The 18,784-nt window shown below is 69.9% G+C and carries 23 protein-coding genes and 1 pseudogene; 5 read left to right on the top strand and 19 right to left on the bottom strand.

Features of this window, described 5'->3' with window-relative positions; genetic code table 11:
• The 10 genes and pseudogenes from ACRDPS_RS11045 to ACRDPS_RS11000 all read right to left on the bottom strand — a co-directional run.
• Positions 1 to 347: pseudogene (locus ACRDPS_RS11045) on the bottom strand (phenylalanine--tRNA ligase subunit alpha); the annotation flags it as partial.
• Positions 348 to 464: 117 nt separating this feature from the next.
• On the bottom strand, positions 465 to 1,508 hold the full coding sequence (locus ACRDPS_RS11040) for a sensor histidine kinase (protein WP_431501681.1): 1,044 nt from the start codon (positions 1,506 to 1,508) through the stop codon (positions 465 to 467).
• A 19-nt stretch (positions 1,509 to 1,527) separates the two neighbouring features.
• Positions 1,528 to 2,730, bottom strand: a complete 1,203-nt coding sequence (locus ACRDPS_RS11035; protein ID WP_431501680.1) for an oxygenase MpaB family protein — start codon at positions 2,728 to 2,730, stop codon at positions 1,528 to 1,530.
• 84 nt (positions 2,731 to 2,814) lie between these two features.
• The gene (locus ACRDPS_RS11030; RefSeq protein WP_431501679.1) at positions 2,815 to 4,071 is read right to left on the bottom strand and encodes an MFS transporter; all 1,257 of its coding nucleotides are present in this window, start codon (positions 4,069 to 4,071) and stop codon (positions 2,815 to 2,817) included.
• Between the two features lie 4 nt (positions 4,072 to 4,075).
• Positions 4,076 to 5,119, bottom strand: a complete 1,044-nt coding sequence (locus ACRDPS_RS11025) for a MerR family transcriptional regulator (RefSeq protein WP_431501678.1) — start codon at positions 5,117 to 5,119, stop codon at positions 4,076 to 4,078.
• Between the two features lie 127 nt (positions 5,120 to 5,246).
• A complete protein-coding gene (locus tag ACRDPS_RS11020; protein WP_431501677.1) occupies positions 5,247 to 6,035 on the bottom strand; it encodes a TrmH family RNA methyltransferase in 789 nt (262 codons plus the stop codon).
• 143 nt (positions 6,036 to 6,178) lie between these two features.
• Positions 6,179 to 6,562 carry a 50S ribosomal protein L20 gene (rplT, locus tag ACRDPS_RS11015; protein ID WP_141780715.1) on the bottom strand — a complete coding sequence of 128 codons (384 nt, stop codon included), beginning with the start codon at positions 6,560 to 6,562 and terminating at the stop codon, positions 6,179 to 6,181.
• Positions 6,563 to 6,621: 59 nt separating this feature from the next.
• Positions 6,622 to 6,834 carry a large ribosomal subunit protein bL35 gene (locus ACRDPS_RS11010; protein WP_008359371.1) on the bottom strand — a complete coding sequence of 71 codons (213 nt, stop codon included), beginning with the start codon at positions 6,832 to 6,834 and terminating at the stop codon, positions 6,622 to 6,624.
• Positions 6,835 to 6,903: 69 nt separating this feature from the next.
• Entirely contained in the window at positions 6,904 to 7,644 is a 741-nt protein-coding gene (gene infC, locus ACRDPS_RS11005) for a translation initiation factor IF-3 (RefSeq protein ID WP_431501676.1), read from the bottom strand.
• Between the two features lie 281 nt (positions 7,645 to 7,925).
• Complete coding sequence (locus tag ACRDPS_RS11000; protein WP_431501675.1) at positions 7,926 to 8,420, bottom strand: SseB family protein; 495 nt, start codon at positions 8,418 to 8,420, stop codon at positions 7,926 to 7,928.
• A 141-nt stretch (positions 8,421 to 8,561) separates the two neighbouring features.
• Between ACRDPS_RS11000 and ACRDPS_RS10995 the strand changes: the two genes are divergently transcribed.
• Positions 8,562 to 9,044: a hypothetical protein gene (locus ACRDPS_RS10995; protein ID WP_431501674.1), complete on the top strand. Its 483-nt coding sequence runs from the start codon at positions 8,562 to 8,564 to the stop codon at positions 9,042 to 9,044.
• A 1-nt stretch (position 9,045) separates the two neighbouring features.
• Entirely contained in the window at positions 9,046 to 9,600 is a 555-nt protein-coding gene (locus ACRDPS_RS10990; protein WP_431501673.1) for a 4-amino-4-deoxy-L-arabinose transferase, read from the top strand.
• A 30-nt stretch (positions 9,601 to 9,630) separates the two neighbouring features.
• Here the strand turns inward: ACRDPS_RS10990 and ACRDPS_RS10985 are convergent, their stop codons facing one another.
• The gene (locus ACRDPS_RS10985; protein WP_431501672.1) at positions 9,631 to 10,578 is read right to left on the bottom strand and encodes a TauD/TfdA dioxygenase family protein; all 948 of its coding nucleotides are present in this window, start codon (positions 10,576 to 10,578) and stop codon (positions 9,631 to 9,633) included.
• Between the two features lie 170 nt (positions 10,579 to 10,748).
• The gene (locus ACRDPS_RS10980; protein WP_431501671.1) at positions 10,749 to 11,654 is read right to left on the bottom strand and encodes a LysR family transcriptional regulator; all 906 of its coding nucleotides are present in this window, start codon (positions 11,652 to 11,654) and stop codon (positions 10,749 to 10,751) included.
• A gap of 49 nt (positions 11,655 to 11,703) precedes the next feature.
• Here ACRDPS_RS10980 and ACRDPS_RS10975 point away from each other — a divergent pair, with 49 nt between their 5' ends.
• A complete protein-coding gene (locus ACRDPS_RS10975) occupies positions 11,704 to 12,612 on the top strand; it encodes an aldose 1-epimerase family protein (RefSeq protein WP_431501670.1) in 909 nt (302 codons plus the stop codon).
• Positions 12,613 to 12,616: 4 nt separating this feature from the next.
• On the opposite strand, the gene ACRDPS_RS10970 is transcribed toward ACRDPS_RS10975, so the two are convergent.
• The 4 genes from ACRDPS_RS10970 to ACRDPS_RS10955 form a co-directional block, all read right to left on the bottom strand.
• Entirely contained in the window at positions 12,617 to 13,861 is a 1,245-nt protein-coding gene (locus ACRDPS_RS10970; protein WP_431501669.1) for an SGNH/GDSL hydrolase family protein, read from the bottom strand.
• Between the two features lie 141 nt (positions 13,862 to 14,002).
• Positions 14,003 to 14,527, bottom strand: a complete 525-nt coding sequence (locus ACRDPS_RS10965) for a PH domain-containing protein (RefSeq protein ID WP_431501668.1) — start codon at positions 14,525 to 14,527, stop codon at positions 14,003 to 14,005.
• Positions 14,511 to 15,410: an ATP phosphoribosyltransferase gene (gene hisG / locus ACRDPS_RS10960; protein ID WP_431501667.1), complete on the bottom strand. Its 900-nt coding sequence runs from the start codon at positions 15,408 to 15,410 to the stop codon at positions 14,511 to 14,513. Before hisG ends, ACRDPS_RS10965 begins: the two co-directional genes overlap by 17 nt.
• Positions 15,411 to 15,418: 8 nt before the next feature.
• Entirely contained in the window at positions 15,419 to 15,682 is a 264-nt protein-coding gene (locus ACRDPS_RS10955; protein ID WP_431501666.1) for a phosphoribosyl-ATP diphosphatase, read from the bottom strand.
• Between the two features lie 106 nt (positions 15,683 to 15,788).
• Here ACRDPS_RS10955 and ACRDPS_RS10950 point away from each other — a divergent pair, with 106 nt between their 5' ends.
• Both ACRDPS_RS10950 and ACRDPS_RS10945 read left to right on the top strand, forming a co-directional pair.
• On the top strand, positions 15,789 to 16,043 hold the full coding sequence (locus ACRDPS_RS10950; RefSeq protein WP_431501665.1) for a helix-turn-helix domain-containing protein: 255 nt from the start codon (positions 15,789 to 15,791) through the stop codon (positions 16,041 to 16,043).
• The gene (locus ACRDPS_RS10945) at positions 16,040 to 16,660 is read left to right on the top strand and encodes a hypothetical protein (RefSeq protein WP_431501664.1); all 621 of its coding nucleotides are present in this window, start codon (positions 16,040 to 16,042) and stop codon (positions 16,658 to 16,660) included. The genes ACRDPS_RS10950 and ACRDPS_RS10945 overlap by 4 nt, the downstream gene beginning before the upstream one ends.
• A gap of 69 nt (positions 16,661 to 16,729) precedes the next feature.
• Here the strand turns inward: ACRDPS_RS10945 and ACRDPS_RS10940 are convergent, their stop codons facing one another.
• The 3 genes from ACRDPS_RS10940 to ACRDPS_RS10930 are packed head-to-tail and all read right to left on the bottom strand — an operon-like array spanning position 16,730 to position 18,681.
• On the bottom strand, positions 16,730 to 17,257 hold the full coding sequence (locus ACRDPS_RS10940; protein WP_431501663.1) for a gamma carbonic anhydrase family protein: 528 nt from the start codon (positions 17,255 to 17,257) through the stop codon (positions 16,730 to 16,732).
• A gap of 39 nt (positions 17,258 to 17,296) precedes the next feature.
• Complete coding sequence (locus ACRDPS_RS10935; protein ID WP_431501662.1) at positions 17,297 to 18,328, bottom strand: cation diffusion facilitator family transporter; 1,032 nt, start codon at positions 18,326 to 18,328, stop codon at positions 17,297 to 17,299.
• Positions 18,325 to 18,681, bottom strand: a complete 357-nt coding sequence (locus tag ACRDPS_RS10930) for an ArsR/SmtB family transcription factor (protein ID WP_431501661.1) — start codon at positions 18,679 to 18,681, stop codon at positions 18,325 to 18,327. The genes ACRDPS_RS10935 and ACRDPS_RS10930 overlap by 4 nt, the downstream gene beginning before the upstream one ends.
• Positions 18,682 to 18,784: the final 103 nt, after the last annotated feature.

Below are 18,784 nucleotides of genomic sequence, written 5' to 3'. Positions count from 1 at the left end.
TCGGTCGGGAGCGTCACGTCGACGGTCTCCTCGACCAGCATCCGGGCCTCGTGCTCCTCCTCGAGCACCGCCTGTCGCTTCGCGAGCGCCTGGTTGACCGCGCCACGCGCCTTTCCGACCCGCTGGCCGGCCTCCTTGCGCGCGGCCGGCGGCAGCGCGCCGATCTCACGGTTGGCAAGCGCCAGCGGCGAACGGTCGCCGGCGTGGTCGAGCCGTGTCTGCTTGAGCTCCTCGAGACTGCTCGCGGCGTCGATGGCGCTCAGCGCAGCATCGCGCGCGGCCTCGACCTCCTCAGCCTTCAAGGGGGTGACCTCTACCGGGTCATAGTCGGTGTTGGGACCGGACATCACTGGCCTTCGTCGCTTCGAGTGTGTGACCACAGTCTAGGAATCCCGGAGCCCGTCGCGCGAACCGGTGAGCAGTTGGGCAGGCTCACCCCACGCATCCTGTGCTCTCCCCCACGACTACGCGGGTGGGGGTGTTGGCCAGAAGACCTCGATGCGGGCGCCGCCGCGGTCGGCGTCGAGGATGGTGACCGAGCCGCCGTGGGCGGCGGTCAGGCCTCCCACGATGTAGAGGCCCAGGCCTGAGCCGCCGCGGGCGCCGTGCTTCCAGAACTTCGTGAACACGCGCTGGCGCAGCTCGCCGGGGATGCCCTCGCCGTGGTCCTCGACGACGAGCAGGACCTGGTCCGGCTCGTCGGGCCGGATGCCGAGGCTCACGGTGACGACGCCGTCGCCGTGACGTACGGCATTCTCGACGAGGTTGGTGACGACCTGGGTGAACTTGTCCGGGTCGGCGTGGATCTCCAGCTCGTCATCGGTCCCGGCATCGATGTGGAGCTCGATCGGTCTCGAGGTGGCCGAGCGTACGGACTCGACCACGCGGGTGACCAGGACCGTCGCGTCGCTGGCGCGCGGGTAGAGCTGCAGGCGGCCGGTGTCGATCCGGGCCACGTCGAGGAGCTCGGCGATCAGCCGGGAGAGCCGGTCGGAGTCGGAGGCGACGGTCTTGAGCATCAGCTTCTTCTGCTCGTCGTTGAGCTTGTCCCAGCGGTTCAGGAGCGCCTGGACGAAGCCCTTGACCCCGGTCAGCGGCGAGCGGAGCTCGTGAGCGACGGTGGCGACGAGGTCGGACCGCTCGCGGTCGAGGCGCTCGCGGCCCCGGCCCGAGCGAAGCGAGATCGAGACCTGGGCGACATCCTCGGTGAGGCTCGGGCGCCGAATCGTCGAGGCGACGAGCGCCTCGGTGCCATCTGGCAGCAGCCAGGCCTGCTCCGGGGTGCCGATGACGGTCCGGAGGTTCGCGTAGGGCCGGTTGAGCTCGACCCAGGACTCGCCCTCGGTGTTCCTCAGCGTGAGTACGTCATCCAGCGTCTGCCCGACGCTCGCGCCCGGATCCACGCCGAGCATCCGCCCGGCCATGGCGGAGACCAGGACGACCGTGCCGTTGCCGTCGGCGACCACGACTCCGTCGGGAAGGGCATCGGCGAGCTCACGGGCATCCACGCCGTCACCCTAGTGCTGATCACTCCGGACGGTTGCTCAACGGCAGCGTGATCGGCGCCGGGTCACCGGGCGAGAAGTAGATCTTGATGAAGGTGTGCACCGCCTCGGGCAGCAGGTTGGAGACGATCGGGATGTTCGGGACGGTGCTGTTGTAGGAGGTGACCAGCAGCGGAACCGCACCGGCCCAGACCGGCGCGAGCACGGGGTCCTTGTCGAAGCCGATCATGTCGGCGTACGCATCACCGATGACGTAGCGGCCCAGCGACTCGAGCTCGTGGCGCAGCAGCGGGTTGCCTTCGCCGATCACGGCGTCGAGCAGGGCCTGGGCGAGCTCGACGCCCTCCCGGGTGCCGCCGGTGGCGGGACCCATCACCTGGTCATACTGCGCGTACGCCGCGTCCCAGTCCTTCGGCAGATACTGCTCCTGCACGCCGAGGAGGTAGAGGTCGACGTTCCAGGCGTGCAGGAACGCGTCGGCGAGCTCCTTGGTCGGCGCGATGTTCCACTCGGTGAACTTCTTCATCACCCAGGTGCCGAGGCTGTGGAAGGTGACCAGGATGTCGGCCTGGCTGATCGGGATCTCCTGGCCGGCCCCGACCTGCGTCCAGTGCGGGGACTGCGGCAGCAGGTGGCGTACGGCCGCGTGGACCATCCTGGTCTTGACCGAGTCGACCATCAGCCGGCCCGACGCGGTCCAGCCCTGGGCATCCATCACGTCGTAGCCCAGCACGGTCGTCTTCGCGATCCGGTCGCGCATGTCCGCACCGCCTGCGGAGTAGTAGACCGACCACGCCTCGCGCTTGATCGCGCAGCTGATCAGGCCGCTGCCGAGGGTGTAGAGGAGCGCGAGGAAGAAGCCGTACTCCTCCTCGTTGAACGTGCCTGCCAGCTGCAGCTTCCCCTGGTCGGCCCATGTCGGGAGCCGGCGCGCCTCCTCGATGAAGTCGACGAGGTAGGACGGGAGCCCGTCGGGGACCGGCTGGTCGTTGGTCGTCCAGGTCTCGAGGATCTCGTTGACCTCGGCGACCTTGTCCTTGCCCTCGCCGTAGAGGCGTTCGATGACCGGGTCGGCACGCACGTCCCAGACGTACTCGGGATCGAGGCCCTCCCCCGTCCCGGCGATCGACGCGCTCGGCGCCCACGTCCACAACGGGAGGGTCGCGCCCGCGGCCGCCGCCGCGCCACCCGAGGCCAACAGCCGTCGTCTGCTCACGTTCGTCATACCGTGCTCCTTCACATCACCCGGAGATCTACCCCCACCCGAGTGAAACAGGTTTGCCATCCGTGTATCAGACCCCCAGGGGTATCAAGGCGAGACGGTGTCCGTTACCCGCTGGCGTTCACTGGCTGGCGGGCGCGGCAGCCGGGCGACCCGGGCAGCAGCCGGCACGGTGGCGAGGAGGAGCACCGCGATGACCCCGAGAGCCAGGCGTACGTCGACCCCCGCCGCCACGCCGAGCAGCGGCGTCGCGACCAGGACCGGGCCCGCCTGGGCCAGCTGGGTCAGGCTCGAGAATCGGGCCAGCATCTCGGGTGGTGTGAGGGCCACGTACGTCGGGAACAGGTAGCTGGTCAGCATGGTGGTGCCGACCCCGACGATGCCGATCGCGACGACTCCCGCGCCGACCTCCGGGCGCACGGCCAGAAGGAGTACGCCGCAGGCCGCCAGTGCCGGGCCGGCGACCGCGACCCGCGCCCGCGGCGCTCCCCAGCGGGCGACCGCGAGTGTCACCACCAGTCCCCCGGCCACCCAGGCGCCGGAGACGACGCCGGTCTCGGCCGCGCTCCAACCACGTTCTCGGCCGGCGACGGGCAGAGCGAGCATGACCAGCGGGAGGACCGTCGCGGCGAGGCCGGTGATGGGGACGAGGACCGGAACGACCCCCGGCGTACGCATCGCCGCCCTCGCTCCGTCGGCCAGGCTGCGCCACACCGACCCCTGGTCGGGCTCGGGAGCCGGCTCATGAGGCGGACGGATCACCAGCAGCGCGACGAGCACGAGGGAGAAGGTCGCCGCGTCCAGACCGGCGGTCAGCGGCAGGCCGCCCTGGCCGATCAGGAAGCCGCCGGCCGCGGGCCCGGCGGTGCGAGCGATCTGGTGGGCCGAACCGACCAACGCCATCCGCCGGTCGAGATCGCCGGGGCCGAAGAGGCGCGGAAAGACACCTTCGGCCGGTCGTCTCAGCGCCTGGATGGTCCCCGAGAGCGCACCGACGACGATCAGCATCCACAACGGCGCGCCACCGAGAGCACCGAGAGCTCCGAGGGCGAAGGCGGCCATGACCAGCACCATCGCGGCGTCACAGACGGCCATCGTGCGACGGATCCCGATCCGGTCCGCGAGCACTCCCCCGGTGAGCACCAGCACGGCGAGCGGGATGCCCTCGATGGTCAGCACCAGGCCGGCCGCGTCGGCCCCGAAGCCCGCCGCCGCCCACCCGATCGCGAAGAAGGTGACCGAGTCACCGAAGACGGACGCGGTCGACGCCGCCAGCCACGGGTGGAAACCCCGAGCGGCCGGAGTCTGAACGACGTGGCGCCGAGCCTGGTGGATCCCGGCCACGGTCTCAGCCCTGCGGATCCCGACGCACGGGCATGAGCAGCGCCAGATGGCCCGGTTGGTAGGGCGAGGTGATCACGACCGGGCGATCCGCGGCCGTCACCGCGAGCTGCACCTCGTCACCCAGGCAGGTGGACAGCACTCGGTGGAACAGCGCGGTGCCCAGCCGCAGCCGCGCGCCCGGCCCGGTCACGGAACCGCGCAACGCGGTCTCCTCGGCGGTGTGCGGCGAACGCAGATGTGCTCGTTCCATGAGGAAGAGATCGACCTCTGCGTACGCAGCGGCGTCAAGTCCCTCGAGGAGGTCGGCCCTGGCCAGCACGGCATGGGTGGCCGCGGGCTCGAGCCCGGCGAGCACGAGGCGGTGGGCCGGATAGGTGGTGTCGCGGCCGAGCTCCTGGCCGGCGACGGTGAGCGTCCCGTCGGCGATGCGCAGCTCGGCGATCGAGATGCGGTCGAGGCGGTCGGCGAGCTCGGCCGCCTCGGGCAGTCCCAGCACCGCGCGGGCGCCGTCGCCCTCGGTGGCGGCCGACAGGGAGCGTACGGCCATCCAGTAGCGGTTGGTCGCGACCACGTCGACACCCGCGCTGTCGACGTCGACCAGCACCGAGGCGAGCTCGGAGGCCGGGTCGGTGTCGGCCGCGTGCCGCACCTGGCGCAGCGCCGCCGCCAGGACCGGTCCCGGGATCTCCACGACGGCGGGTCTGGCGGCGGGCCCGGCATCGACGGCGGCCAGCACGCCGCGTACGGCCTCCTCGGCTCGTGCCGTGCGTGCGGTCTGGTCTGCGAGGAACGCCGTGATCGCGGCCCGGGCCTCGGCTACCGGGGAGTCGAGCACGATCCGCATCGTCTCGATCGGGACCCCGGCCTCGCGCATGCCCACGATCAGCCGAGCCCGGTCGGCGAGCTCGGGCGTGTAGTAGCGATAGCCCGTCCCGGAGTCGACCTCGGCCGGCACCAGCAACCCGCACTCGTCGTAGTGCCGCAGCGCGCTCGCGGTCAACCCGACGGCCCGCGCGAACGCCCCGATCGTCAACAGTGGCTCATCCATCCCGCAACCATCGTCCTTCAGGTGAGCCGAAGGTCAAGCCATCGCCGAGAAGTCACTTCTGCAGGCCGAGTGGGCAGCGCGATGACGTCTCGGCCTGCAGAAGTGACTACTCGGCCTGCAGAGGTGACTAGTCGGCGTGGTGGGCCTTCGCACTGGCGTAGAGGCACAGGGCGGCGGCGGTGGAGAGGTTGAGGGACTCGGCCTTGCCGAAGATGGGGATGCTGACGACCTCGTCGGCCTGGGCGGCCAGATCGGGCGGGAGGCCCCAGGCTTCGTTGCCGAGGAGCCAGGCGGTGGGCTCGGCAAGGAGTACGTCGGCGGTGAACAGGTCCGCGGTGCCGCCCATGTCGGCGGCGAGGACGGTGAGGCCGGCGGCCTTGGCCGCCTCGACCGCGACGAGCGGGTCGCGCTCGATGGCGATCGGCAGATGGAACGCGGAGCCGACCGAGGCGCGGATGGTCTTGGGGTTGTAGAGGTCGACCGAGTCGCCGGCCAGGATGACCCCGGAGGCACCGGCCGCGTCGGCACAGCGGATGACGGTGCCGGCGTTGCCGGGGTCGCGTACGTCCGCGCAGATCACCACGAGCGGGCCGGTGATGTCGGTGAGCGGTACGTCGAGGAACCGGCACAGCGCCACCACGCCGGCGGCGGTGACCGAGTCGGACAGCGCCGCCATCGCCCGGTCCTCGACGAGGGTGACCGAGTGGTCGACCAGCACCGAGGCGTACGTCTCGGCTCCGGATTCCGTCGCGAAGATCTCCTGGACGCAGCTCTCGCCCGAGTCGAGCACGGCTCCGAGCGCGCCCTCGACCGCCTTCGGCCCGTCGGCCAGGAAGAGGCCACGCTCCGAGCGAACCGAGCGTCGGGCGAGCCTACGCGCCTCCTTGACCCGCGAGTTCCCCGCGGAAAGCTTCACGATCCCTCCCCAACTCAACGAACGACGACCGATGACATGGGAGTCCCGACGTCACCTGGTGACCTCGAGACTCCCACGTCGCTACAGACAGCGACGCCCCAACCGGCACATCGGACCGGGTGGGGCGTCGTTACAACGCAGGATCAGGCAGAAGCCGGGGCGTTGACGTCCTCCGGCAGCGCGGCCTTGGCCTGGGCGACGATCGCGTTGAACGCGGCGACGTCGTTGACGGCCAGGTCGGCGAGGATCTTGCGGTCGACCTCGATGCCGGCCAGGTTGAGACCCTGGATGAAGCGGTTGTAGGTCATGCCCTCGGCGCGCGCGGCAGCGTTGATCCGCTGGATCCACAGCTTGCGGAAGTTGCCCTTGTTCTTGCGGCGGTCGTTGTAGGAGTAGACCAGCGAGTGGGTGACCTGCTCCTTCGCCTTGCGGTAGAGGCGCGAGCGCTGGCCACGGTAACCGGAGGCCCGCTCGAGGGTGGTGCGACGCTTCTTCGCAGCGTTCACTGCGCGCTTGACGCGTGCCATTTCAGTGCTCCTTGAATGCTAGGGAAAGTTTCGGGTGGCCCAGTGGTGTGGGCCGAGGATCAGCGACCGAGCAGCTTCTTCGCGCGCTTGACGTCGGCGGGGGCGAGCTCCACCAGACCGGCGTTGCGGCGGTGCTTCTTGCGCGAGCCCGTGGTCGGGGCGGAGGCGAACGCAGCCCCGGACTTACGGCCGGCCTGCAGGCGCTGGATCTTCCCGGAACCGGTCACCTTGAAACGCTTCTTGGAACCGGAGTGGGTCTTGTTCTTCGGCATAGTTCTTCTCTCTCTCGTCGTCCGGCCGGTCACGGGGCGCCGCGGCGGCGGAAGTCACTGGATCGACGCTTAGACGTCGATGTCGGGGTCGAGGTTCTCCGAGCGGCGCTTGACCTTCTTCGTGGTCGTACGCCCGGCGTTGGCCGCGGTGCGCTCCGCCTTCTCGGCGGCCTCGTCGGCCTCGCGCTCGGCCGCCTTCTCCTCCTTGGCGGTCTGCGCCTCGACCTTGGCGTCGGCCTTCTTCTTGTGCGGACCGATGACCATGGTCATGTTGCGGCCGTCCTGCTTCGGCGAGGACTCGACGAAGCCAAGCTCCTCGACGTCCTCGGCGAGCTTCTGCAGCAGGCGGAAGCCGAGCTCGGGACGGTGCTGCTCACGACCGCGGAACATGATCGTGATCTTCACCTTGTCCCCCGCGTTCAGGAACCGCACGACGTGACCCTTCTTGGTCTCGTAGTCATGCTTGTCGATCTTCGGACGAAGCTTCATCTCCTTGATGATCACGTTCGTCTGGTTTCGACGGGACTCACGGGCCTTCTGGGCGTTCTCGTACTTGAACTTCCCGTAGTCCATGAGCTTGCAGACCGGCGGCTTGCCCTGCGGGGCGATCTCGACGAGGTCGAGGTCGGCCTCCTGGGCCAGGCGCAGCGCGTCAGAGGTCGGCACGATGCCGACCGTCTCTCCATTGGGACCGACGAGGCGGACCTCGGAAACCCGGATCCGGTCGTTGATACGAAGCTCAGTGCTGATGTGTCCTCCATTTGTTGTGGCTGCGGAGGCTCTGGATCTCGCGACCCGGGCCGCGTGCACGGGCGGTCCGGGAAATGAAAAAGGCTTCCGCTGGGATAACCAAGCGGAAGCCAGTCAGGACGCTCACCCGCGCAGGGCTCGCACCACCGAATCCATTGCCTACGGCATTGTCCTCGGGACCGGACCCGACGACCTGTGTTGCTTTCGGTCGATGCGGGTGGGAGAACGCTTTCGTGATCTCCGCTTGTCAGATCAAACCGACGGCGTACGCCGGTCTGATCGGTCAACACGGAACATTACTGCAACATTCCGCACTCTGCCCAATCCTCAGGGCCCGATCCTCAGGGCTTGACCCAAGCCGTACGCGGTCCGACCGTCGCCAGCTGCCAACCCTCGGCGACCTTGTGCAGGTCATCACCCTCGATCGCGAACGGGACCGGGCCGGCGAGGTCGAGCACGAGCGCGTCGGCGCCGTCGTGGACGGCCGCCTGGGCGGCGTCACGCAGGGAGACCGGCACCGGGCGGGCATCGTCCTGCCAGGACCGCAGCGACGCCGTCCCGGTGAACCCCAGCAGCGCCTGGCGGCCGTCGGCGCCGGTGAGCAGCACGGTGGCCATGTCGGAGGTCTTGTCGTGGGCCAGACCAGCCTCGTCGACCTCGACCTCGCCGAGCACGGCGACCACCGGGACGAGCACCCGGGCAGCCGCCAGGGTGGTGAGCACGTCGCCGTGGGTGGCGCCGCCCGCTGCGTACGATCTCATCACGGCCGCGACCTCGGCGCTGGTCTCGCCGGTGTCGCCGGGAAACGCGGTGCCGAGGAGTCGCTTGTCGTTCATCGCCCCCATTGAACAGCAGCGCCGAACGTCAGGGCCAATATCGGCGCCAGCATCGGGGCCAGCATCGGGCCGCCAGATATCAGGGGCACTGTCGGGGACACTCCGGGTGGCGCGTCACCGTCTCTGTGGGAGTCTGGAGGCATGGACCAAGGCGCCTACCTCGCACTAGCCGCCGCGCTCACCGTGCTGGGCGCGATCTGGACGTGGGTCGCGTTCCGACGGCGTGGCCTGGGATCGGGCGTACGTGCCCTGGGATGGACATTGCTCGCCCCGGCGGCCTATCTGACGGGCATCCTGCGCGCCGGTGGACGGATCGTCGACGCGCTCGCCGACTGGGCCGCGCGGCTGGTCTTCAGCCTGCCGGTCTGGGTCGGCTTCGGCGTAGCCGCGCTCGCGGTGGTCCTGATCTTCGTGGCCCGCGTCCTTCCCACCAAGGAGAAGCCCGCCCGGACCCGCAGGGGCGCTCCGAAGGAGACCGGTGCCGCGCCGGATCCCGCCTCGGTCGCAGCCCCGAAGACGAAGGCGTCCAAGGCGACCAAGGGGCCTGCCGCCAAGGGAGCCGAGGATGACGACGAGGACATGGCGGACGTCAACGACATCTTGAAGAAGTACGGCATCTCCTGATTTGTCCGACAGCCAACGCCTCGAGAACGCCGCCGGCGATCTCGTCCTGATCGCGACCAGCCGACCAGCCACCCTCGGCCCCGGACGGCTGATCTGCGTCGATGGTCCCGCCGGGTCAGGAAAGACCACGCTGGCGCGCAAGCTCACCGACGCCACCGGCGCGCCGACGATCCACATGGACGACCTGTACGCGGGCTGGGACGGTATCGCCGAGGGCATCGCCCAGTTCGAGACGATCCTGCTCCCGTTGGTCGAGGGCGCCCCGGGCTCCTACCGCCGCTACGACTGGCACGCCGGCGAGTTCGCCGAGACGGTGATGGTCCCGCCCGCTCCCCTGCTCGTCATCGAGGGCGTGGGCAGCGGCGCCGCCGCGTACGCCGGCTTCCGCACCGCTCTCGCCTGGGTCGACGCGCCCGAGGACGTACGCAGGAGTCGTGGCACCGAACGCGACGGCGACACCTTCGCACCCCGCTGGGATGCCTGGGCGGCGGCCGAGACCGAGCTCTTCGCCCGAGAGCTGACCGCCGCTCGTGCCGACATCATCGTGACCACCTGACCACCGGCCCTCCCCGCTGGACCGGCGAGGTCAGGAGATCAGCTCGTCCAGACGCGAGTACGCCCGGGCGTCGCCCTTCAGGACCACCGAGTGCCGCCCGTCGACCGAGACGGGTACGTCGCCGGCGACCGTGACCCGGCGCATCTCCCGCGGGTGGTGGTCGAAGTCGGCCACCGCGTAGTGCTGGGTCGCGCGGTTGTCCCACATCGCCACGTCGCCGGGCTGCCACGCCCACCGGATCGTGTTCTCGAGCTTGGTGACCCGGTCCTGGAGCAGGTTGAAGAGGTGGACCGACTCCGTGGAGGTCAGCCCGTCGAACTCCTTGACGAAGCTGCCCAGGACCAGCGTGCGCTCGCCGGTCTCGGGGTGGACGCGGACGACCGGGTGCCGGGTCTCGAAGTCGACCGAGGCGAAGTCGTCGCGGGAGTAGTTGGCGTCCGGCCGGTCGTGCTCCTCGTCGCGCTGGGCATAGTCGTAGGAGTTGGTGTGCACCGCCCAGAGCTCGTCGGCGAGCGCCTTCAGCGGTTCCGGAAGCCGGTCGTAGGCCTCCGCGGTGTTCGCCCAGTTGGTGGTGCCTCCGTACGGCGGGAGCGTCACCGCACGGAGCACCGAGATCGCGGGCACCCGGTCGACGAAGGTTACGTCGGTGTGCCAGGCGTTGGCCGCCATCCCGGCGTTGGCGGTGACCCGCAGCACCCGTCCCGAGCCGGTGTTGACCGTCGGGTGCGCGGTCGTGAGCTCACCGAACCGAGCCGCGAAGGCGCCCTGCGCCTCGTCGGTGAGGCCGTCCTGGCCACGGAAGAAGAGCACCTTGTGACGCAGCAGGGCGCTGCGTACGTCCTGGATCTGGGTGTCGTCGGCATCGGCGAGGCTCAGACCCTCGATGATGGCGCCGATCCGGCCCCCGGCGCGGCGGACCCGGACGCCCGAGGGCGTCTCGACGATGCCCTCGGGGCGGTGCAGCTCGGTGATGGTCACGTAGATGTCCTCGAATCAGTCGGTGGTCGGTTGAGTCGTTGGGGCGGCGCGTGCGTGCTCCATCCAATCGATTCATATATATCCAACACACTAGACATTCACCGACGAGACATTCCAGCCTTTCGCCGCGGCGAGCAAGACCTGGATCGCGGGCCAGCAATAGATGCTCTCTATATGTCGGTCAGGTCCTGGGCCACCGCGACGAACTGCTCGACCAGCGCGTCACCGCGCTCCTCCAGCCACACCAGCGACACACCGACCCGCACCGCCGGGGTCAGTGGCACCACCCTCGCCCCGGCTCGCGACGCCGCGCCCGCCATCCCCTCGGTCAGCACCGCCACACCGGCACGCGCCAGCACCAGCGGGATGACCGAGGCGACGTGGGCCGTCTCGATGGCGACCTCCGTGGGCAGACCGGCAGCCTCCAGACGTACGTCCAACAACGTACGCAGCGCCGTCCCGCTCGGCGTCGAGATCAGCCCGCTCTCGGCGAGCTCCTCGATCCTGACCTCCTCGGTACCGACTTCCTCGGTCCCGATCTCCTCAGGCGCCTCGCCGGAGGGCGGGAGCATCGCGACCAGCCCGTGCTCGGCGAGGCGGTGCGACCCGAACGGCCCGCGCGGCGGCGCACCGTCGATCAGCCCGACGTCCACCTCCCCCTTGCGCACCTGGTCGAGGATGTCCGAGCGGTGACGTGGATCGGTGACGACCACCTGCACAGCCGGTTGGATCCGCCGGAACTCCGCGAGCAACGGCACCAGCGGCTCCACCGCCCATACCGTGCTGGAGCTGATCCGCAGCCGGCCGAACCCCTCGTCGGCGACCGACCGGACCGCTCCCGCGGCGAGCTCGAAGCCGCGCACCACCCGGCGGGCGGGACCGAGCAGCGCCGAACCCGCCGGGGTGAGCCGCACTCCCCTGCCGTGGCGTTCGAAGAGCGGCCCACCGAGCTCGCGTTCGAGCCCGCGCACGGCGTACGACAACGACGGCTGAGCGACGTGGAGCCGGGCGGCAGCGCTGGTGAAGCTGCCCGCCTCGGCGATGGCGAGAAAGAACTCCAGCTGTCGACGCTCCATACCCCGAGGGTAGGAGATCGCGCTGGCAGCGCCTGGATACCCTTTGCCCGTGCTGAAACCGAGCGGAGAGCAGTTCACGATCGACGGCGGGGGTTACTCCGCGGTGGTCACGGAGAGTGGCGGGGCGCTGCGGCTGCTGTCCTACGAGGGGCGGGAGCTGGTCGCCGGGTTCGGTGACGACGAGCAGTCCAGCGGCGGCAAGGGGCAGCTGCTGATGCCGTGGCCCAACCGGATCCGAGACGGACGCTACGAGTTCGGGGGCAAGAGCTATCAGCTCGGGCTCACCGAGGTGGCCCGCAACAACGCCTCCCACGGTCTGGTGCGGTGGGCACAGTGGCTGCCCATCGAGGAGTCCAAGGAGTCGATCACCCTCGCCACCAGGCTGATGGCACAGAGTGGCTATCCGTGGACGCTCGACCTCGAGGTGACGTACGCCATCGGGCCCGACGGGCTCACCGTGACCCAGTCCGCGACCAACCACGCCGACTCCCCCGCGCCCTTCGCGGCCGGCGCCCACCCCTATCTCACCGTCGGCGCCGGCCCGGTCGACGAGTGGACGCTCACACTCCCCGCACGGACGCGCCTGCTCGCCGACCCCGAGCGCAAGCTCCCCACGACGAGCGAGCCGACGGCGGCGACGGCTCATGACTTCACCACCGCCAGGCCGATCGGCGATGTCGTCCTCGACCACGCCTTCACCGACCTCGACCGCGGCGAGGACGGACGCGCGACCGTCACGCTCCGGGGCCCCGACGGTGGCGCCTCGCTGTGGGTGGACGAGCATCACCCGTGGCTGATGGTCTACAGCGCCGACGACCGCACGCCCGCGCGGAGCAGCCTCGCCGTCGAGCCGATGACCGCTCCCCCGGACGCCTTCAACTCCGGCACCGACCTGATCGAGCTGGCCCCCGACGAGCGCCTCGAGGTCTCCTGGGGCATCGCCGCGCTGCCCGAGTAGGTCGTCAGCGGTCGCACTCCAGCAGGTCGAGATCGAAGGACTCGGCCATCGCCGCGTAACCGGCGTCGCCGGGGTGTAGATGGTCACCGGAGTCGTACGCGGGCAGGAACCGGCTCGGCCGGGCAGGGTCACGCGTGGCGGCGTCGAAGTCGACGACCCCGTCGAACTCGCCGGAGCCGCGGATCCACTCGTTGACCGCGACCCGCACCTGGTCGCGCTCGGGGGTGTAGCGGCTGCCGCCCTCGTACGGCGTCAGGGTCGCGCCGACGACACAGACGTCGCGGGCGTGGGCGCGGTCGATCAGGTCGCGGTAGGCGGTGATCAGGTCGGAAGCCTCGTCGGCCAGGTCCCAGCGGATGTCGTTGATGCCCTCCAGGAGGACGACCGTGGAGACGCCGGGCTGCTGGAGCACGTCGCGGTCGAAGCGTCCCAGCGCGCTCTGGCCGCCGCCGGCGCTGTCGCCGAGGACGCGGTTGGCGGAGATCCCCTGGTTCATCACCCCGAACCGTCCGGTGAAACGGCTCGTCGCGACCCGGTCGGCGAGCACGTCGGGCCAGCGGCGGTTGGCGCCGGGCGTGGACTCGTTGCCGTCTGTGATCGAGTCGCCGAAGAGCACGGCGGTCTTGACCCGGCGCGGCTCCTGGATGACGACGCTCTCGACCCAGTACCAGCTGGGGATCTGCGTCGTGAACGCCGCGCCCGACTCCTCACCGGCCACGTCGCCCGGCTCCCCTGCCACGTATGACGTCTGCATCGCGACGTTGTGCCCGGTGATCGGGCCGCTCTCGCCGACGACATGGAAGCTGACAGCGAGGGTGGTGTCCGCGGGCACCGTCGCGTCGACCGGGTCGCTCAGCACCTCTTCCCCGGGCGCGACCGTGACCGTGCCGGAGCCGTCGAAGGTCACCGCGCGGTTGGTTCCGGGCACGACCGCGGCGCCGCCGCCGGCCAGGCCGAGGTGTGCCGAGGCGAAGGTCACCGGACGGTCACCGAACGCGTTCGAGAGCGTGATGCGTACCCCGGAGCCGCCGAGGCTGGTGTGCACCAGGTTCCGGACGCTCTGGTCGGCGACCCCGTTCGCACCGGCATCGCCGGTCACGGTCGCGGGGCTCGCACCCCAGGTCGCGACCGGGTGCACCGGCACGGCCTGGGCGGGCGCCACGGCTGCCGGAGCGAAGGTGGCCATCGCGATGACAGCAGTCAGAGCGAGGCCGGGGGCGGCGATGCGGGTCCACTTCGTCGAGGTCACAAGCGCACGCTAGGCGCAGCCGTCGCCCCAGGTCAGCGGAATGACTCAGGGTTGGGCGAAGCGTCGTACGCGGTTCGCCGCGCGGTCATCTCAGCGGCGGTCATCTCAGGGGCGGTCATCTCGGCGGCTGACCTCGACAGCTCAGGAGAGCTCGGCGACCAGCGTTCGCAGCTTGCGCACGGCCGCCCTCGACGAGCCCCCGTCGGAGGCCTGGATGCCGTGCACCGAGATGTTGTGGCCGGTGGCCAGGTCGATGTTGGGCCACGGTGCGCCGCGCGGGAAGTTGATCGCGAGGATCTCGGCCCACTCCAGGTCGCGCCGCTTGTAGCCGTTGACCACGGTCAGGCCGTCCTCGCGGGCGACCACCCGTGACCGGGTCAACGCGTGCACGCAGGTCAGGATGAGGAGGCCGACGAAACCGAAGGTGAGCCGCTCGAACATGGTCACCTGGGCCTTGATCTCCGGGGTGAAGCCGACCCAGACCATCGTGCACATCACGGCCAGCGCGGCCACGAGGAACCAGCCCATCACGCGGGCGCCGAGGGGGCGCCAGGTGTGCGGCAGCTTCACCGGAAGCTCGCCGGTGGGTCCGGACCCGGACGATCCGGTCGGGCCGGAATCAGTCGGGCCGGTCGGGCCGGAGCCGGACTCAGATGCGGCAGGCATTGATCGCCGTCAGCAGGATCGCGCGGGCACCGACCGCGTACAGGTCGTCCATCAGCTTCTGGGCCCCGGCCCGCGGCACCATCGCACGGACGGCGACCCAGCCCTCGCGGTGCAGCGGGCTGACCGTCGGACCCTCGAGCCCGGGGGTCATCGCGGAGGCCTCGGCGAGGTCGGCGGCACGGATGTCGTAGTCCATCATCACGTAGCTGCGCGCGATCAGGACGCCGTCGACGCGGCGCTTGAACGTCTCGTACGCCGCCGGCAGCTGTGACGAGGCGGAGCCCGGACCGGCCGAGTCGGCGCCCGAGCGAGTGATCACGACCGCCTCGGAGTGCATGATCGGCTCGCCGAAGACCTCCAGACCGGCCTGCCGCATCGTGGAGCCGGTCTCGACCACGTCGGCGATCGCGTCGGCGACACCGAGCTGGATCGAGGTCTCCACGGCGCCGTCGAGCCGGGTCACGCTCGCGTCGATGCCCTCGCGCTCCAAGAAGTCCGAGACGACCCCGACGTACGAGGTCGCGATCCGCTTGCCGCGAAGCTGCTCGACCGAGGTGAACGCACCGGCCATCCCGGCGAAGTGGAAGCGGCTGCGGCCGAAGCCGAGCCCGATGACCTCGTCGGCCTTGGCGCCGGAGTCGAGGAGCAGGTCGCGGCCGGTGATGCCGATGTCGAGGGTGCCCTCGCCGACGTAGAGCGCGATGTCGCGCGGGCGCAGGTAGAAGAACTCCACGCCGTTCTCCTCGTCGATGAGGGTCAGGCGCTTGGAGTCCTCGCGCTGGTGGTAGCCCGCCTCGCGCAGCAGGTCGGAGGCGGAGCTGGACAGCGAGCCCTTGTTGGGCACGGCGATCCGGAGCATGTCGTTCTGGGTCTTGTCAGGCATGGGGTTCCCTACAGGTGTGAGTAGACGTCGTCGATCGAGATGCCGCTGGCGAGCATGAGCACCTGGGCGTGGTAGAGCAGCTGGGAGATCTCCTCCGCGGTCGCGTCCTTGCCCTCGTACTCGGCCGCCATCCAGGACTCGGCGGCCTCCTCGACCAGCTTCTTCCCGATCGCATGGACGCCGGCATCGAGCTGCGCCACGGTGCCGGATCCCTCAGGTCGGGTCCGGGCCTTCTCGCTCAGCTCGGCCCAGAGCTCGTCGAACGTCTTCACGAGCGTCAACCCTAGGCCGTACGAGCCCGGGCTCCCGAATCGTCTCAGCAGACGAATAGCAGTTCTGCTATGGACAGCCATAGCAGAACTGCGATAGTTTCGATCCATGGGCAGCACCGACGAGGACACCGCGTTCTATGCCGGGATCGCCGCCGAGGTCACCGAGCACAGAGTCGCGCGGGGACTTTCCCAGCGCGAGCTCGCCGAGCTCTGCGGCACGACCCAGTCCGCGATCGCACGGCTGGAGTCCGGATCACGTCCTCCCAAGATCGACACCCTGCTCCGAGTGGCGGCCGCCCTCGACTGTCGTCTCGAGGTCAGCTTCCACGCCCGCACCAGACCCACGAGGAGTACGTCATGAGGACCCCGATCGCCACCGATGAGGTCGAGTCGACCCGCACCGAGCGGTTCCTGGCCGTCGCCCTGACCGCCTTCCTGCTCGTCGGCACCGTCTGGTTCTACGTCAAGGTCGAGGACTGGTGGCAGCTCTACTCCCGCACCGGTGACTGCCGGGGCTCTCTGGAGAGCTGCAAGATCCCCGGCAACGAGGCGATCCAGATCGGCGTACGAATCGGCTTCGTCCTCGTCCTCTGCCTGCTGGGCTTCTGGACGCTCTACCGCCTGCGCCGTAGCGGCTCCCGCTTCCTGCCGCTCGGATTCGCGTTCGCGGCGACCGGGGTCATCATGGTCCTGGTCTTCGCGCTGGACTACACCTTCGAGTACGCCGACTTCGGCCCGCTCGTCCTGTCCCTGCTCGGCGCCGCGGCGACCGTCGCCGTCTTCATCGCCGTCCAACGCCTCCTGGCCAAGCGGATCCCGGCCATGCGCGTACGCAAGGGCGACTGTCCCTACTGCGGCTACCCGGTCCGCGGCAAGCACTGCGAAGGCTGCGGGCGCGAGACCATCGCCCCGTGCTCGACCTGCGAGGCCGACCGCCGGGTCGGCTCGCTCCACTGCGTGGCCTGCGGCGCCGACTGATCGGGCCTACGACGTGGACGTGGGAGCCCCGGTGTCAGCAGGTGACATCGGGACTCCCACGTCGGCCTCTCAGACGGGACGTACCGTCGCGCGGTGCTGCTTCATGAACTCCACATAGCCCGGCGCGTTGAGCTCGAGGATCGCGGCCGGGTTGCTGCCCGGTTCGATCGTGCCGCGTACCTTCGCCGGCACGCCCATGACCAGGCTGTGGTCCGGGATCTCCGTCCCCTCGACCACCATCGCCCCGGCCGCGACCAGGCAGCCGTCGCCGATGACCACGCCGTCGGAGACCACCGCCCCGTTGCCGATCAGGGAGCCGGCGCCGATCCGGTCACCGTGCATCACGCAGCCGTGCGCGATGGTGCTGTTGGGCCCCATCTCCAAGGAGGATCCAGGACGTACGTGCAGCACCGAGTTGTCCTGCACGTTCGATCCCTCCCCGACGATGATCGGACCGATGTCGGCGCGCAGCACCGCGCCGTACCAGACGCTGGCGTCGGGCCCGAGGCGTACGTCGCCGATCAGTGTCGCCGTCGGCGCCACCCAGGCGTCGGGGTGGATCTGCGGGCTCTTGCCGTCAAACTCGAAGATGTTCATCGGTGCAGAGCCTAGGCTCTGCCGTCAGCGGGCGTGCCGTCAGTGCGTTCCCTCCGGGCTCACATGGAGGACGACGCTGGTCAGGCGCGGCAACACCTCCATGAGGTGCTCCTCGGCATGGTGGGCGATGTCGTGGCCGGCGGCGACGGGGAGATCGGCGGGCACGGTGATGTCGCCGTCGGCGTGCAGCGTGTGCCCGATCCACCGCAGTCGCAGGCTGCGGATCTCGAGGACTCCCTCGACCGTGCCGATGGCCTCCCGCGCCCTGCGTACGTCATCGGGGGTGACCGCGTCCATCAGCCGCGCTCCGACCTGCTTGAGCGCCGAGCGCAGCACGCCGAGGATCGCGACAGCGATCAGCAGCCCGATCAGCGGGTCCGCCCACGGCACCCCGATCGCGACCCCGCCGGCGCCGAGGACCACAGCCAACGAGGTGAACCCGTCCGTACGCGCGTGCAGCCCGTCGGCGACCAGCGCCGCCGAGCCGATCTGTCGGCCCACCCGGATCCGATAGCGCGCGACGACCTCGTTGCCCAGGAACCCGACCACCCCCGCCGCCGCGACCGCCCAGACGTGCTCGACCTCGCGCGGATGGAACAGCCGGTCGATGGCCTCCCAGCCCGCCAGGATGCTGGACAGCGCGATCATGGCGACGACGAAGAGACCGGCGAGGTCCTCCGCGCGGCCGTACCCGTAGGTGAACCGGTCGTTGGCCGGACGCCGGGCGAGCCAGAACGCCACCAGCAACGGCACCGCCGTCAGCGCGTCGGCAACGTTGTGGAGCGTGTCCCCCAGCAGAGCCACCGACCCGGTCAGGCTCACGACGACCGCCTGAAGACCCGCCGTCAACGCGAGCACCCCCAGGCTTATCCACAGTGCCCGCCGACCACGTACGTCGGCCTCCAGCGCCTCGTCGACCTGGTCCGCCGCATCATGGGAATGCGCCCCGAACAGATCCGAGACCGCATGCCGGGCCCGGGCCCAGGTTCCATCGTGAGCATGGCCGTGACCGTGGTCGTGACTGTGGCGATGGGCATGGTCGCGCGAGTGATCGTGCAGCGTATGGGTCATGCCGACTCCTCCCCCGACCGGTGGTGCGCCGGAACCTGGTCCAGGAGATGCTCGACGTGGCCGATCGTGTCGAGGACCAGCTGGCGTACGTGCCCGTTCTCGACCCGGTAGAGCACCGAGGTGCCCTCCTTCCGCGTCGTCACCAGCCGAGCCATCCGCATCTTCGCCAGATGCTGTGAGACCCCGGGAACCGGCTTCTCCAGCAACCCGGCCAGCTCGGAGACGGACCGCTCCTCATCCAACAACAGCCCCGCCACCTGGAGACGTGTGGGATCAGCCAACATCCGCAGCACCTCGACGGCAAGCGTGACGACGTCATCACCCCAGACTGGCGGTTGCATACTTGCATGCATGCGCAAATTGTAGCGCACCCAACCCGCGCTGTGCTGCCAGGAGTGCGCTGGAGCGCACTCCTGGCAGCACATGGCGTCAGTAGTGACGCACGCAGTCTCGCAG

The organism is Nocardioides sp., from assembly GCF_050699375.1.
Taxonomy (GTDB): Bacteria; Actinomycetota; Actinomycetes; order Propionibacteriales; family Nocardioidaceae; genus Nocardioides.
The sequence above is the reverse complement of the archived record's forward strand: the minus strand, read 5'-3'. Positions and strand labels throughout refer to the sequence as shown.